16 protein-coding genes are annotated in these 15024 nt (G+C 62.6%); 11 read left to right on the top strand and 5 right to left on the bottom strand.

The features are described from left to right. Positions 1–8: 8 nt before the first annotated feature. The 4 genes from ACX80Q_RS03805 to ACX80Q_RS03790 all read left to right on the top strand — a co-directional run bounded on the left by ACX80Q_RS03805 (position 9) and on the right by ACX80Q_RS03790 (position 2727). On the top strand, positions 9–500 hold the full coding sequence (locus ACX80Q_RS03805; protein WP_459329188.1) for a DivIVA domain-containing protein: 492 nt from the start codon (positions 9–11) through the stop codon (positions 498–500). Positions 501–505: 5 nt separating this feature from the next. Beyond that, positions 506–1141: a DNA-3-methyladenine glycosylase I gene (locus ACX80Q_RS03800; RefSeq protein ID WP_459329187.1), complete on the top strand. Its 636-nt coding sequence runs from the start codon at positions 506–508 to the stop codon at positions 1139–1141. Beyond that, positions 1138–2391 carry a hypothetical protein gene (locus ACX80Q_RS03795; protein WP_459329186.1) on the top strand — a complete coding sequence of 418 codons (1254 nt, stop codon included), beginning with the start codon at positions 1138–1140 and terminating at the stop codon, positions 2389–2391. Before ACX80Q_RS03800 ends, ACX80Q_RS03795 begins: the two co-directional genes overlap by 4 nt. A 168-nt stretch (positions 2392–2559) precedes the next feature. Then, on the top strand, positions 2560–2727 hold the full coding sequence (locus ACX80Q_RS03790; protein WP_082000207.1) for a DUF3117 domain-containing protein: 168 nt from the start codon (positions 2560–2562) through the stop codon (positions 2725–2727). Positions 2728–2806: 79 nt separating this feature from the next. Here the strand turns inward: ACX80Q_RS03790 and ACX80Q_RS03785 are convergent, their stop codons facing one another. After that, on the bottom strand, positions 2807–3439 hold the full coding sequence (locus tag ACX80Q_RS03785) for an O-methyltransferase (RefSeq protein WP_459329185.1): 633 nt from the start codon (positions 3437–3439) through the stop codon (positions 2807–2809). Positions 3440–3626: 187 nt separating this feature from the next. Here ACX80Q_RS03785 and sigE point away from each other — a divergent pair, with 187 nt between their 5' ends. Together sigE and ACX80Q_RS03775 are read left to right on the top strand one after the other, a co-directional pair. Further along, positions 3627–4274: an RNA polymerase sigma factor SigE gene (gene sigE, locus ACX80Q_RS03780; RefSeq protein WP_459329184.1), complete on the top strand. Its 648-nt coding sequence runs from the start codon at positions 3627–3629 to the stop codon at positions 4272–4274. Positions 4275–4385: 111 nt separating this feature from the next. Continuing rightward, entirely contained in the window at positions 4386–4802 is a 417-nt protein-coding gene (locus ACX80Q_RS03775; RefSeq protein ID WP_459329183.1) for a Sec-independent protein translocase family protein, read from the top strand. Between the two features lie 227 nt (positions 4803–5029). Here ACX80Q_RS03775 and ACX80Q_RS03770 read toward each other — a convergent pair whose 3' ends face one another. From ACX80Q_RS03770 to ACX80Q_RS03760, 3 genes are read right to left on the bottom strand one after another with little or no spacing between them, the layout of a single operon-like run. Next, entirely contained in the window at positions 5030–6157 is a 1128-nt protein-coding gene (locus ACX80Q_RS03770) for an Mrp/NBP35 family ATP-binding protein (RefSeq protein ID WP_459329182.1), read from the bottom strand. Between the two features lie 12 nt (positions 6158–6169). Beyond that, positions 6170–6721: a DUF1003 domain-containing protein gene (locus ACX80Q_RS03765; protein WP_459329272.1), complete on the bottom strand. Its 552-nt coding sequence runs from the start codon at positions 6719–6721 to the stop codon at positions 6170–6172. 37 nt (positions 6722–6758) lie between these two features. Further along, positions 6759–8042, bottom strand: a complete 1284-nt coding sequence (locus tag ACX80Q_RS03760) for a magnesium transporter MgtE N-terminal domain-containing protein (protein WP_459329181.1) — start codon at positions 8040–8042, stop codon at positions 6759–6761. Between the two features lie 167 nt (positions 8043–8209). Here ACX80Q_RS03760 and ACX80Q_RS03755 point away from each other — a divergent pair, with 167 nt between their 5' ends. From ACX80Q_RS03755 to ACX80Q_RS03745, 3 genes are all read left to right on the top strand, one after another. Further along, positions 8210–9037 carry a general stress protein gene (locus ACX80Q_RS03755; RefSeq protein WP_459329180.1) on the top strand — a complete coding sequence of 276 codons (828 nt, stop codon included), beginning with the start codon at positions 8210–8212 and terminating at the stop codon, positions 9035–9037. Positions 9038–9562: 525 nt separating this feature from the next. Then, positions 9563–10018 (top strand): hypothetical protein, encoded by a 456-nt coding sequence (locus ACX80Q_RS03750; RefSeq protein WP_459329179.1) that lies wholly within the window; start codon positions 9563–9565, stop codon positions 10016–10018. Further along, complete coding sequence (locus ACX80Q_RS03745) at positions 10015–10299, top strand: transcriptional regulator (RefSeq protein ID WP_459329178.1); 285 nt, start codon at positions 10015–10017, stop codon at positions 10297–10299. Before ACX80Q_RS03750 ends, ACX80Q_RS03745 begins: the two co-directional genes overlap by 4 nt. Before the next feature lie 112 nt (positions 10300–10411). Here the strand turns inward: ACX80Q_RS03745 and ACX80Q_RS03740 are convergent, their stop codons facing one another. Then, a complete protein-coding gene (locus ACX80Q_RS03740; RefSeq protein WP_459329177.1) occupies positions 10412–11986 on the bottom strand; it encodes an aminopeptidase P family protein in 1575 nt (524 codons plus the stop codon). A gap of 133 nt (positions 11987–12119) precedes the next feature. On the opposite strand from ACX80Q_RS03740, the gene ACX80Q_RS03735 reads away from it, so the two are divergent. Together ACX80Q_RS03735 and ACX80Q_RS03730 are read left to right on the top strand one after the other, a co-directional pair. Beyond that, positions 12120–12968 (top strand): PHP domain-containing protein, encoded by an 849-nt coding sequence (locus ACX80Q_RS03735; protein WP_459329176.1) that lies wholly within the window; start codon positions 12120–12122, stop codon positions 12966–12968. Positions 12969–13327: 359 nt separating this feature from the next. Beyond that, the gene (locus tag ACX80Q_RS03730; RefSeq protein WP_459329175.1) at positions 13328–15019 is read left to right on the top strand and encodes a sodium:solute symporter family protein; all 1692 of its coding nucleotides are present in this window, start codon (positions 13328–13330) and stop codon (positions 15017–15019) included. Positions 15020–15024 lie beyond the last annotated feature (5 nt).

Here is a 15024-nt window from a genome sequence, read left to right as displayed (position 1 = left end):
ATGGACTAGTGACTTACTTCCTAATTTTTCTTGCCGTGATGCTGGCTGCCGCGGTGGTGCTTTACGTGGTTGGCTTGAACAAGCCCGACGCCGGGTCCCCCGTGTACCAGGACGGCATGGCGCCGCCCGTGGCCAACCTGCCACCGGTGCTGCTGCCCGATGCGCCCCAGTCAGCGGACGTGGACAAATTGCGTTTTTCACTGGGCCTGCGCGGTTACCGCATGGACCAGGTTGACGAGGTGCTTGACCGCCTGCGGGATGAGCTGGCCGCCAAGGATGTGCGCATTGCCGAGCTGTTGATGCCCGACGCCGATGCCCCGGCTCCCGCCGCCGACGCCCCGGCTCCCGCCGCCGACGCCGGTGACGCGGTGGCTGCCCAGGGTGACGCAGTGGTTGCCGGCATAGACGCCGAGGCAGCAGAAGTGCACAAGTCCGCCGCAACCCAGACACCGGAGGAATCCGGCGTGGCGGCAGTGCCGCAAACTTCCGGCAACGGCTAGGCCCCATGGATCTTGTGAGTGGCGCCGATGGAAAGATTCGCTGCGCGTGGGCCGGGATTGAGCGTGATGAGCAGTATCAGCAGTATCACGACACCGAATGGGGCAGGGCCGTCATAGGGGAGGGGGAGCTCTTTGAGCGCCTGAGCCTTGAGGCCTTCCAGTCGGGCCTGAGTTGGCTGACCATTCTGCGTAAACGAGAATCCTTCAGGCGAGCATTCGGCAATTTTGACCCCTCGGTGGTTGCCGCCTTTGACCAGGACGACATTGACAGGCTCATGGCGGACGCCTCCATTGTGCGCAATTCGATGAAGATCAACGCCACGATTGCCAACGCCCGCGCCTTGCTGGCACTGCCGGCGGGCATCACGCTGTCCGGGCTGTTGGCCAGCCATGCCCCGGCTGCAACCCGGCCAGGCGGCGAACCCATTCCGGGCAAAACAGCCGAATCCCTCCAACTGGCGAAGACCTTGAAGAAGTATGGTTTTGCATTTGTGGGACCCACCACCGCCTACGCCATGATGCAGGCCGTGGGCGTGGTCAACGACCACCAACCCGGCTGCTGGCTGGCTGCCCCCAACGCAACTGCCCCCAACGCAACTGCCCCCAACGCAACTGCCCCCAACGGGGAGGCTTCCAAATGACCATGATGGCAGTGCGATCCTCGGCGGACACCGCCAGAACCACCATCAACGATGAGCTTTACGCCTTGTTGCGCCGTTTTCTGGCCCCCCTGCGCCGGGCGCCCTGGTGGCTCAAGGTCACCTTGCTGTACGCGGCAGCGCGGCTGGTTTCCTTCGCCATCTTCCTTGGCGCCGCCTGGCATGCTGAGGCCTCCCCGTGGGGCGGCAAGCAGCCCGACTACCTGACGTTCATCAACCGCTGGGATGCCGGCTGGTATGAGCGGATTTACGACGGCGGGTACCCCACCACTATTCCGCGCAACGAGGACGGCACGGCACAGCCCAACCAGTGGGCCTTCTACCCCGTTTTCCCCTTGATGGCCCGTGCGCTGAGCAACGTGACGGGGCTGGCCTGGGCTCCCGCGGCCGCCCTTGTGGCAACCGCGGCAGGACTGGCCGCTGCCTTGATGATCTATGTCCTGTTCAGACATTTCGCTTCGCCCGTAACGGCTCTGTGGGGTGTGGCCTTCTTTGCCATGTTCCCCATTTCCCCGGTGCTGCAGGTTCCCTACGCCGAATCCCTGGGCACGTTTTTCCTGGCCGCCGCCCTGTACCTGCTGATCAAACGCAACTATTGGGCAGCCATTCCGGTGGTGATGCTCCTGTGCCTGTCACGTCCGGCAGGGGCGCCGTTTGCCGCCGTCGTGGGTATCCATCTTTTGATCCGCCTCTGGCACCGCAAGAGCGATCCCTTCCCGGCCAGGGAAATGCTCAGCGGGGCGCTACTGGCTGTGGTGAGCCTGGTGATGGCGTTTTCCTGGATTTTCATTGCCTGGTGGTGGACGGGGGACCGGACCGCCTACACGGACACCGAGACCGCCTGGCGTGGCGAGGACCTGGTGCTTTTCAAGCCCTGGTTCGACGCCGGCGTGGACTTAGTTGGCCCGTTCTGGGGCCCGCTGCTGCCGGTGTTGTTGGTGGCGCTGGCCGCCTTGTTCCTGAACTCGAGGGCCGTGCGGGCCATCGGCGTGGATCTGCGGATCTGGTGCGGCATGTACCTGCTGTACCTCATGGCTGTGCTGCACCCGCAGTCCAGCACGTTCAGGATGATGCTGCCGCTGTTCCCGCTGGCCCTGGCGGCGGCCTTCATCTCCACGTCCAAGGCATACCGTTGGAGTGTCCTGGTCATGTTTGGCGTGCTGCAGATCGTCTGGGTGGTGTGGCTGTGGCAGTTCGCCGCCATCAGCACCGGACAGGCATGGCCGCCGTAAAGCACGCCAGGAGCACTAGGCTTGGAGGTAGCACTTGTCAACAGGGTGGCACCGATTAGCACCCCGGCGGGCAAGTGCGGAATAATAGTTGTGATCGATACAACACAAACGCTTTGCTGGGGAAATCCCAACAGATGCGGGTTTGTACTACGAAAAGGGGAACTTCTGATGGCTGCCATGAAACCTAGAACCGGCGACGGTCCAATGGAAGTAACAAAAGAAGGTCGGAGTTTGATCCTGCGATTGCCGCTGGAAGGTGGCGGACGGCTCGTAGTGGAGATGAACGCAGACGAGGCAGTCAGCCTTAAGGAATGCCTCGTGGGCGTTACCGAATAGTTTTTGCTCCACTAAGAATTACCCGGCGGGGCAGCGGAAGCTGCCTCGCCGGATTGCTTTAAGGCTCTAAGGATAGGTGCTAGCGCTTGACGGCGAGCAGTAGGCCATCGCCAGTGGGCAGCATGGCGGAGATCAGGGATTCGTGCTCGCGGATCATTTTGCCCACCTTGCGCAGAATCACCGTGGTGGTTTCGCGGATGGCCGGATCCGAGACCCTGTCCTTGTCCAGCGCATCATTGATGATGAGTAAGCCGCCCGATTTCAACAACCTGATGGCCTGGTCCACGTAGTCGGGGAAGCTGGGCTTGTCCGCGTCAATGAACACCAGATCGTAGGCGCCGTCGGTCAGGCGCGGCAAAACATCCTGGCCACGTCCGGAAATGGTGCGGGTGCGGTTCGCCGGGGACCCGGACTCGGCAAACGCCTCACGGGCCGCCTTCAAATGGTCAACGTCCGGATCAATGGTGGTCAGCACCGCCCGCGGCCCCAACCCGCGCAGCAGCGCAACACCCGAGACGCCGGCTCCCGTGCCCACTTCAACAGCCGTTTGTGCCTTGGACGTTGCCGCCAATACCGTCAACGCGGCCGCAACGCCGGGGCTGACGGCGAACAGGCCGAGCTCGTGCGAGCGTTCGCGGGCGCGTCGCAGGACAATATCTTCCACGGGGAGGCCCTCTGCATAGGACCAGCTGGTGGATTTATCGGCACTCATGGGTGGCATTTCCTAAACTGTTGCGGTATCTAGCTCTAGCCTACTGCCTAACCCCACGGCACAATCCCCGCAACTCTTCAGCAAAATGTCAGCTTTGTTTGACACACTGTGGGGACTATAAGGGAAACCTTCCTGTAGCGTAGATTCCCCGCATCAGGGGATGAAGCCAATGAAGCGAGGTGCAGCGATGAGTTCAGCCACCACCCCCGTGCTCCGTCCCGCTGTTGCAGCCCAGGATCAGACCGGGCCGGCAGCGCACTGGGTTACGCCGTCATGGGATGAGGTGGTCACGAATCACTCCGCTAAAGTTTTCCGGCTCGCGTACCGCCTGACAGGCAACAAGCACGACGCCGAGGACCTCACCCAGGAAGTCTTTGTGCGCGTCTTCAAATCCCTGGACAACTTCAAGCCAGGAACACTCGATGGCTGGCTGCACAGGATCACCACCAACCTCTTCCTTGACACGGCCCGCCGCAAACAACGCATCCGCTTTGACACGCTGTCCGAGGACGCCGCCGCACGCCTGGCCGGCACAGACCCCGGCCCGGAACGGACCTTCGAATTCAACAACCTTGACAGGGACATTGCCGCCGCACTGGAGGCACTGCCGCCGGACTTTCGTGCCGCCGTGGTCCTTTGTGACATGGAGGGGCTCTCCTATGACGAGGTGGCGCACGCCCTGAACATCAAGCTGGGCACGGTGCGCTCGCGCATCCACCGGGGACGGGCCATGCTGCGCGAGTCCCTCGCCGACCGTGCCCCAGGCCGCGGGAAGGATGTGCGCCCAACGCGAAAGGCCAGATTGTCGCTGCCGCGCATGATGGGGGCACGCTAGAATCATTTCAGCCAAAACCCGGCTGTCCATCCGCAATTTGCGAAGCTAAAACTTCCAAGCGTTACCGCTAGGAATCGTTGCTTTCAGTGTTGAGAGGGTAATCTTCCTAACGTGTTTGGTATCAATACCCCTGAGCTGATCCTGATTGTCCTCGTGGCAGTTTTGGTGATTGGCCCCACCCGGCTTCCCGGTTACGTGGAGAAGCTGAAGAACCTCATCCGCGAGGTGCGCAAGATGGCTTCCGGCGCGCGCGAAACCATTAAGGAAGAGGCAGGGGTTGACATTGACGACATCGATTGGAAGAAGCTCGATCCCCGTCAATACGATCCGCGCCGCATCATTCGTGAAGCACTGATTGACGACGACGAGCTGGATCAGCTGAAGTCGCTCAAAACAGCACCCTCCGCAGCCCTGGCCTCCATGCTGGGCAAGGACGGCGACAGCAAGGTTTACTCGGCCTCCGATGAGCCCGTCATCGAACGCCTGGCCGACGGCCAGCTTGCCCCGTTCGACGTCGAAGCCACCTGATCCCCACGCCCTCCCAAGCCTCGTACCTCGACTCGGGGCCCTCGGGCGCGTGGGCCCATCCACTCCTCCCAAAGCACAGCCGCTGGCGCGTCTGAACTTTGGTTCCCTCGGAGTTGTGGGCCGATCCACGCCCTCCCGCGCACATACGGCGCACTTTTTTCAAACGCCTGCTCACCTGGTGAGCGGGCGTTCACGTTTAACGCCCCGTAAGTGCGAGGGCGTGGGGATTACCGGGGCGTGACGCCCAGGTTCATTCCGGCCAGGCCGCGCGGGCGAACGGATAATTTCTGCGCGATGCCCAGCAGGGCCTGCGCCGCCGGAGATTCCGGATCAGCCAGCACAATGGGCATGCCCACATCGCCGCCTTCGCGCAGCGCCACATCCAGCGGGATCTGGCCCAGCAGTTCAACGCTGGCGTTCACGCTCTGGCTCAGGCGCTTGGACAGGATCTCCCCGCCGCCGGAACCAAACAATTCCATGGTGCTGCCGTCGGGCAGCGTCAAGAATGACATGTTCTCGATGACCCCGGCAACCTTCTGGCCCGTCTGCACGGCGATGGCGCCGGCCCGCTCGGCCACATCCGCCGCGGCGGCCTGCGGTGTTGTCACCACCAGGATCTCTGCTTTCGGCAGCAGCTGGGCCACCGAAATGGCAACATCTCCCGTGCCCGGGGGAAGATCCAGCAGCAACACGTCCAAGTCGCCAAAGTAGACGTCGCCAAGGAACTGCTCCAGGGCCCTGTGCAGCATGGGCCCGCGCCAGGCAACGGGCTGGTTGCCTGCCACGAACATGCCAATGGAAATGACCTTCACGCCATGGGCCACAGGGGGCAGGATCATCTCATCCACCCGCGTGGGGGACTGGGTGATCCCCATCAGGCCGGGCACCGAGAAACCGTAAATATCGGCGTCAACAATGCCCACGCGCAGACCCTTGGCTGCGAGGGCGCACGCCAGGTTCACCGTGATCGAGGACTTGCCCACCCCGCCCTTGCCGCTGGCCACCGCATAAATGCGAGTCAGGGACGTTTCTGCGTTGAAGGGGATGCCTCGTTCGGGATTGCTGCCCTTGAGCTTCTCCTTGAGTTCGGCACGCTGCTCGGCCGTCATCACCGTGAGTTCCACGGCAACGTCCGTGACGCCGTCGAGCGTCCTGAGCGCCTCCGTGGCGTCCTGGGTGATGGTTTCGCGCAGCGGGCAGCCAGCCACCGTGAGCCGGACGACGGCGCGCACCTGGCCGCCGTCGAACGCCTCCACCGACTCGACCATGCCCAGCTCCGTGATGGGGCGGCGCAGCTCGGGGTCGATGACTGTGGCGAGTGCGGCTAGCAGCTCGGGGTGGGACGGGGTGTTCATGCTGGGGTGGCCTTAGGAGTTGGTGGTGCGCTTGGGTGCGGCTGTTTTGACGGTGTTCATGGCGTTGGTGGCGGGATTGCGCTGGTTGTTCCGGGGTTCCTTGGCGTCACCATCCTCCTCCTGAAGGGCGATGAGTTCCTCCAGAAGGCTGCGCAGCTCGGAGCGAACAAAGTCACGGGTGGCCACCTCGCGCAAGGAAATGCGCAGTGCCGCAACTTCCCGGGTCAGGTACTCGGTGTCTGCAAGGTTGCGCTCGTTGCGGGAGCGGTCCTGTTCAATCTGGACCCTATCCCTGTCATCCTGCCGGTTCTGGGCCAACAGGATCAGGGGTGCCGCGTAGGAGGCCTGCGTGGAGAAGAACAGGTTGAGCAGGATGAACGGGTAGGGGTCCCATTGCAGCCCGAACAGGCCAATCACGTTGAGCGCAATCCAGAAGATGACAAAAATGGTCATGTAGAGCAGGAAGTTGGCCGTGCCCATGTACCGGGCAAAACGCTCGGCGAAGCGGCCAAAAAGGTCCGGATCGCTGGTCAGATTGGGCAGGAGCCGGGACTTGAGCTCCATGGGGGTGTCGAGGCCGCCACCCTTGGCGTGATGCCGTTCAGCCAATGCGTCCTCCTAATTTCCGGGCGGGTCCGCCGTCGTCGTGGTTGCGCCAGTCTTCGGGCAGAAGATGGTCAAGCAGGTCATCCACCGTCACGGCACCCACCAGGCGGCCCTCCTTGCTGACAACCGGAAGCGAGTTCAGGTTGTAGGAGGCCATGATGTGGCTGACCACACTGATGTCATCCTGGTCGGAGACCGGCTCCAAATTCTTGTCAACAATGGTGCCCAACTGCTCAGGCGGTGCGCTGCGGAGCAGCTGCTGGATGTGGACCACGCCAAGGAAGCGGCCTGTGGGGGTTTCCAGCGGGGGTCGGCAAATGAAGATTGCCGAGGCAAGGGCGGGGGACAGGTCTTCGCTGCGGACGTGGGCCAGCGCCTCTGCCACAGTGGCTTCGGGAGGCAGAATCACGGGGACGGAAGTCATGAGCGCGCCCGCGGTGCCCTCGGCGTACTGGAGCAGGCGGCGCACATCCTTGGCCTCATCGGGTTCCATGAGGAGTAGGAGCTCTTCGGCCTTGGCCTGGGGGAGATCTGCCAGGAGGTCGGCGGCGTCGTCGGGATCCATTTCCTCCAGCACGTCGGCTGCTCGCTCATTGTCCAAGGCGGAGAGCAGGGTGACCTGGTCATCCTCGGGGAGCTCGGACATGATGTCAGCCAAGCGCTCATCCTGGAGCTCGCTGGCCACCTCCACGCGGCGTTTGTCGCTCATCTCCTGCAAGGCGTCGGCAAAGTCGGAGGGCTTGAGATCCTCATGGGTGGCCACAAAGAAGGTGGCGCTTTGCGGTTCGGCGACGTCGTCGGTGTGCGCCTCGGACCAGTCGATCAGCATGGTGTGGCCGCGGCGAAGTCCACGCAGGCGTGATGTGGAGGAACCCCTGCGCACAAAAAGTTTTGTCACGAGCCAGTCGCCGTTGCGCTGTTTGTCCATGGCGATGTCTTCAATGACGGCGAACCCGGAGCCGTCGGCAAGTGTCACCTTGCGGTCAAAAATGCCGCCCACCACAAGCTGTTCGGCGCCGCGTTGTTCAAAACGGCGCAGATTGACCAGTCCGGTGCAAATGATTTGTGACTGGTCCATGGAGGTCAGACGGGTCATGGGCACAAAGACGCGCTTCTTGCCCGGGACCTCCACCACGATGCCCACCGCGTGCGGGGCCGTGGTTTGGCTGCCGCCCAGCACCACCACGTCACGCAACTTTCCGAGCCTGTCCCCCAGAGGGTCGAAGACGTCCAAGCCCAGGAGTCGGGCGACAAAGATGCGCGTAGGTTGAGTGCTCACAGATACAGGCTACTTCCCCCGCCCAGTATTGACCCAACCTCTGCCGCGGTTGCCCGGTGCCGGCGCGGCTTTTTGGGGCGCTGTGACACGGCATTGTCATGGGCTGCGCATTTCACTGCCAGCGATACTCCAGCCAACGTGCAGGAACATGGTGAACAATGGGGAGTATGGCAAACCTCTTTGGACGCAGCACCCCCTTGGACGAGGCCCGTATTGTCCCTACGGGAGAAACAATCGGTTCTTACACTTCCTACTTGGATGCGCAGAAGGCGGTTGATTACCTAGCCGATGAGAAGTTCCCCGTCCGGCACGTGTCCATTGTGGGCAACGACCTGAAAATGGTTGAACGTGTCACCGGCAAGCTTAGCTACCCCCGCGTTGCCCTCACCGGCGCCATGACGGGTGCCTGGTTCGGCTTGTTCATCGGCGTCATGCTTTCCTTCTTCGACTCCAGCAGCAACGCCGGAGCACCCTACATCAACGTCTTTACGGCTGTGCTGATGGGTGCCGCGTTCTGGATGTTGTTTGCGATCATTGGTTACGCGGCCCAGCGTGGCAAGCGTGACTTCACCTCCACCAACCAGGTGCTGGCTTCTAGCTACGACGTTATTGTCACCCCGGATGTTGCCCAGGATGCACGCCGGCTCCTAGCCCAGCTGCCCATGAACTCCAACGCCCCGCGTCCGGTCCAAAGCGTCAAAGACCAGGGCCAGGGCTACCACCCGCCGGTGCAGCCGCCCAGCTCTGCCGGACCCGCACCCACGCGCCCGGACGGCTGGCATGATCCGTATGGCGCGCCCGCTCCTGCCGCTGATGCTGCCCCCGCCGAGGAAAGCCACGACCGCCCCGGCCAGGCACCCTTGGATGGGCCCCGCCGTGGCGAGTTCCCCGATCTTCCCGATGGCCGCCCGCAGTACGGCATCCGGGTAAACACTCCCGCTCCCGCTCCCGCAGAACCAAACACGCCGCCGGCCCCGGAGAGCCCGGAAAAGTAGTTCACGGGCCAGAAATGCCGCCGTTCCCGCATATTGCCGCCGTTACACCTGCGGCAATATGCGGGAACGGCGGCATTTTCCGTCTGATGGTGTGGCATGGACTGTCCACTAGGAAAAATGATTCAACCAGTGAACCGTGCGACGCCATTGACGATGCACACTCACATGCGGCCGCCCGGCGGAGTGGTTCCCTTCCCGCTGACCGGCAGTAGTCCCCACCCGCACCTCAACGTCGCGCCTCGGGCCCTCGCTGCCGTGGGCCCCTCGAAAAGTGCGTTTTCGCTGTGTTTCTCGACGACCACGGCAGTTGTCCAATGCGGGAACCTCCTTGTCGCGGAGGCCACAGTGGACATTTGCCGCTGGTCCACCGGCATCCGGTCACCACAGCGGCCCCCTGAGTCCACAACGGCCCCCCGCATGAGTCCGGGTAAGCCGCAGACGCGTAGCTGGCACGTCGTCTGCACGGCGGTGAGGAACTTGAGAACCGGTTGACTTTCCATTGCGGAAAGTGATTGACTTTCCATTATGGAAAATCAATCTGCCTCCGATGCACGCGTAGCCCTAGCCGCCATTGACGATGCACGCTCACATGCGGCCGCCCGTCTGGTCACGCCGTGGTGGTACCACCCGGTGCTCGGGTTACTCGCCGCCGTATTTGTTGTTGCCTACACCATCGGAGGCACCGTGATCATGATCAGTGTGGCCGTCGTATATTTCCTTGGGTTGGGTGTCCTCATGGGGGCCTACAAGGAAAGGACGGGCTTGTGGATCAACGGACTCAGGGCGGGAAAGGCCAGCTGGTGGACGGTTCCCCTGGTGCTGATCATGATTTTGTGCGCGGGCGGGGCCTACTATTTCCATGCCGAGAAGGGCATTGATTGGCCGGCATGGTTGGCTGGCGCAGTCGTCTTTGTTGCCATCAACTTTTTCGGCCGGCGCTTTGACAGGGCGCTTCGTGCGCAGCTGCGGCGCACGCCGTGACACCCGGGCTGAACGAGGTCATCCACCCACCCAACAGGCTGCGGATCTGCGCTTTCCTGAGCACTGTAGACCAGGCGGAGTTTGGCACGCTGAGGGACATGCTGGGCGTGGCAGATTCCGTGGCCAGCAAGCAGCTCAAGGTCCTTGAGGAAGCCAGCTATGTGAAGTTAAGCAAGCCCACAGGGAAGGGCCGCGTCAAGACGTGGGCGTCCCTCACCCCGGATGGAAAGCGTGCCTACCAGGAACATGTGGCGGCACTCAAGACGCTGATCGAAGGCTGAGCCGCGTCCCGCCGTCGTGCCCTTAAACAAGTAGCCCGCAGAAAACGGCGAAAAACTCGTCCAAAACGTGAATTTTCGGCGTTTTCTGCGGGCTAGTTGCAGAAGCGGCGGGTCAGCCGGAGAGGCGGGCCATCCAGGCTTCGACGTCGTCCGGGGTGCGCGGGAGTGCCGCACTCAGGTTGACCGGACCGTTGGCCGTGATCAGGATGTCGTCCTCGATGCGCACGCCGTTGCCGCGGTACTCGGCCGGGATGGCCAGGTCCTCGTCCTTGAAGTACAGGCCAGGTTCAATAGTGAAGACCATGCCCTCGGTGATGACGCCGTCAAGGTAGAGCTCGGCGCGTGCCTGGGCGCAGTCGTGCACGTCCAGGCCCAAGTGGTGGCTGGTGCCGTGCGGCATCCAGCGCCGGTGCTGCTGTCCCTCGGAGGAGAGCGCAACCTCAGCGGTCACCGGCAGCAGGCCCCACGCTGCGAGGCGGTCCGCTAGAACCTCCATGGCGGCGTTGTGGACATCGCGGAACTTGCGGCCCGGGATGGCCACGGCGAAGGCTGCATCGGCTGCATCTAACACCGCCTGGTAAATCTTGCGCTGCACCGCGGAGTACGTGCCGTTGATGGGCAGCGTGCGGGTGATGTCAGCGGTGTACAGGGATTCGGCCTCGACGCCGGCATCCACCAGAAGCAGCTGGCCCTCGTTGACGGTGCCGGTGTTCCGGTTCCAGTGCAGCACAGTGGCGTTGTTCCCGCCGGCGGCAATGGTGTCGTAGCCGAGCTCGTTGCCGTCCTCGCGGGCACGGGCAAAGAACGCACCTTCAACGACGCGTTCGCCGCGCGCGTGGGCAACCGCGCGCGGCAGGGCCTTCACAATGTCCTCGAAGCCGGCAATGGTGGCAGCCACGGCCACCTTCATCTGCTCAATTTCCCAAGCGTCCTTGACCAGGCGCAGTTCGGAGACAACCTCGGCGAGCTTGGCATCCAGCTCATCCAGGGCGCCGAAGTCCATGTTGTCAGGGTCCTTGGCTGTGTTGTAGCGGGCCGTGTCTACCAGCGCGTCAATGTTCTCATCAACCTTGCGCATCAGACGGATGGACGTGCCGCCAACAGAGGGCTCGCCCACGTTCTTGGTGATGGCCACTTCAAGTTCGGAAATATCTGCCGTGGGCAGGCCCAACTGTGCCTGGAACTGTGCCAGGGAGGGGCGGGTGCCAATCCAAAATTCGCCGCTGCGGGAGTCTGCGTAGAACTCCTTGGTGTCCCGGCCGGCCATGGGACGGAAGTACAGCGTGGCGCGGTGGTGGCCGCCGTCGTCGCCCTTGCCCTCGGCAACGGGATCCAGGACCAGCACGGCGTCGGGCTCGTGGTCAACGCCCAGACCCGTCAGGTGCGCGAAAGCCGAGTGCGGGCGGAAGCGGTAGTCGCAGTCGTTGGAGCGGACCTTCAGGGGGCCGGCGGGGAGCACCAGGCGCTCGGTCTTGAACGCCTCGGAGATGGCACGACGGCGGCGCGCGGCATGGTCTGCCACGTCGGCCCGGGCGGGGGCCTCCGTGGAGACGGGTGCCCAGCTGGAAGCCATGAAGGCGCGGAAAGCCTCTGAATTGGGGCGGTGCGAACGGTTGTTCACACGCTCCTCAAGCGGCTGCTCGCTGGAAGGGTCGGGGTGCGCGGAGGATTGCTCAGTCTGGTTCACCCCTCAAGTCTCTCACCGGCCGCGCGGCGGAACAAAGAAATGTGGGCAAAATCCGCTCGTGACAGAACCGGGCGCAGCCGGCGCCGCACCGCGGCAGCGCACGGCGCAGGCACAACGGACGTACGCTTGGAGCGTGAGAATCGATTTACACGCACATTCAAATGTTTCCGATGGCACCCAGAGCCCGGCGGAACTCATGGCGGCCGCTGCGCAGGCCCGCCTTGACGTCATCGCGCTGACCGACCATGACTCCACGGACGGTTGGGCCCCGGCGCTGGAGGCCGCCCAGCAACTTGGTGTGGGATTGCTCCCCGGCATGGAAGTCTCCTGCAAGACGAGCCGGGGCGTGAGCGTGCACCTGCTCAGCTATCTTCACGACCCCAACCATCCGGGACTGCTGGAGGAAATCACCAAGGCCAAGGTGGCCCGCCTGACTCGCGCTGAGCGCATGGTGGAACGGCTGGCTGAAGATTACCCACTGAATTGGGATGATGTGAGCGCCCACGTGGCTCCCGGTGCAACCATTGGCCGCCCGCACATTGCCGACGCCCTGGTTGCCGCCGGCATTGTGGCGGACAGGAATGAGGCTTTTGCCAGCATTCTGACCTCCCATTCGCGCTACTTTGTCACCCACTACGCACCGGACCCGGTCCTGGCCGTGGAGCTGGTCCGCGCCGCCGGCGGCGTGCCCGTGTTTGCCCACCCCGTGGCCAGTGCCCGCGGCCGGGTGGTGGCGCCGGAAATCTTCTCCGACATGATCGACGCCGGGCTCTTGGGTTTGGAGGTGGAGCACCGGGACAATCCGCCCGAGGGTCGGGCCTGGCTGCGAGAATTGGCGCAGCGCAGGGGGCTCTTCATGACGGGTTCCTCCGACTACCACGGTGCCGGGAAGCCGAATCTGCTCGGTGAAAACCTCACGGAGCAGGACGCACTGGAGCGCATCCTTTCCGCGGGGACCGGTTCGCAACCCTTCCTGCCGTAGCGGTCAATGGATGCGCCATTGTTACCTTTGGGTGGCAGTGGCAACCACTGTGGATCACGGCCGCCCTGTTACAGTGAAATCAGATGACTGGTTCGAAAGGGCAACTAAAGCTGCCTGCGAACCGTTGTATTCCCGTTGCCGGCTGAACGTCAGCCGTTGATTTTCCGGTAGTGACTGTTCGCCTAGTACGCGAATCACTTTGGGCCGCCTGCACAGAATTGTCTGCTTGCCTTGGCGGCTGGTCCCGGGCGGGTAGTGCGCCTGACAGCTCCCTCACCGGACTGCTTCATGCACTTTTTTGGCGGCGCACGCTGATGTTGGCGGAATGCCGGTGAATTTCGTCCTACGAAAGGACACACATGGTGCCGGATGGCGCAGGACTTCACCAACTGGGAAGTTGGACAGTAATTGGGCTTTTAGTGGTGTTTTACGGCGGTACGCTGCTGATGACACTGTTTATTGGCCGCAAGAATGAAAATGCTGACGGCTACATGACAGCGGGCAACAAGGTCGGCTTTGGAATATCCGCAGGAAGCATGACAGCAACATGGATCTGGGCGTCGTCAATGTACGCCTCGGCCACCTCCGGGTACACGTACGGGATTTCCGGGCCCATCCACTATGGCCTGTGGGGCGCGTTGATGATCTTGTTCATCTACCCGTTTGGCAAGCGAATCCGCGCCGTTGCACCCAAGGCACACACCCTGGCAGAGGTCATTTATGCCCGGCACGGCAAATCCAGCCAGCTGATGCTCGCCGGGTCCAACATTGTTGGATCAATGGTCAGCATCACCTCCAACTTCATCGCCGGAGGGGCGCTGATTGCGCTGCTGTCCCCATTCAGCTTCACCCAGGGAATCCTGTTCATCGGCGGCGGCATCCTGCTGTACTCGCTGTGGTCAGGATTCAGAGCATCGGTGCTCACAGACGCAGCTCAGGTGTTCGCCATGCTGGGCGCCGTGGTGATCATCATCCCTGTGGTGTTCTTTGCCGCCGGCGGCCCGGACATGTTCGTCTCGGGCGCGGCCAGGCTGACACCGCAACAGTCCAACTTCTTCTCCTCAGAGGCGTTTATGAACCAGGGTGCGCCGTACATTGCTGCTGTCTTGGCCTACGCCATTGGCAACCAGACCATTGCTCAGCGGCTCTTCGCCGTCCGTGAGGACCTGATCAAGAAGACCTTCGTGACAGCCACTGTTGGCTACGGCGCCACCATCATCGGCATCGGCATGATGGGCGTCATGGCCCTGTACGCGGGCGTTGTCCCGCTGGATGGGGACACCAACAACTTGATCCCGCAGATGGCCGCGACCTACCTGAGCCCCGTTCTGTTGGGGATCTTCCTCATCATGATCGTGGGCGCGTTGTCCTCCACGGCTGACTCCGACCTCTCCGCCATGTCCTCGATCATGATGGCCGATGTGTACGGCCAGAACATTGCTCAGGAGGGGAAAGCGAACCCCAAGACCATGCTGTTCATCGGCCGCATCACCATGATTGTTGCCACCGGCGCCGGCTTGTACTTTGCCAGCGGACAGTTGAACATCCTTGACCTGTTGGTCTTCGTCGGGGCCCTGTGGGGCGCCTTGGTGTTCCCCGTCATTGCCAGCTTCTACTGGCAAAAGATCACCAACAAGGCCTTCACCATCTCCGTGATTGTTGCCTTGGCCTGCTTCATTCCGGTGCGCTTCGAATGGATTGCCATGGGCGGACTCACCGGACTCGTGGTGGACCTGCTCTCCATTGTGGGCATTGGCGTTGTCCTGGGTTTGATGGCGTTTGGCTTCTTTGGCCTGAAGACGGCCAAGATTGTTGCGGCCGTTGCCATGCTCGCCGTTGCGCCGTTCGCGATCGGCGTCCTGCAGGACTATGCAGTGCTCTCCGGGTCGCTCGTTGCCTACGCGGTCAGCACTCTGGTGTGCTATTTCATGTGCTTCCGCAATCAGGTGACCTTCGACTTCGCCTCCATCAAGGACCGCATTGGCGACTTCGACAACCGGGAGGAAGCCAACCAAGGCGCCCCCGGAATCCTTCTCGAGAAGAAAGCATAGGAAAT

It is taken from the genome of Arthrobacter sp. HLT1-20 (genome assembly GCF_054510895.1).
The sequence above is the reverse complement of the archived record's forward strand: the minus strand, read 5'-3'. Positions and strand labels throughout refer to the sequence as shown.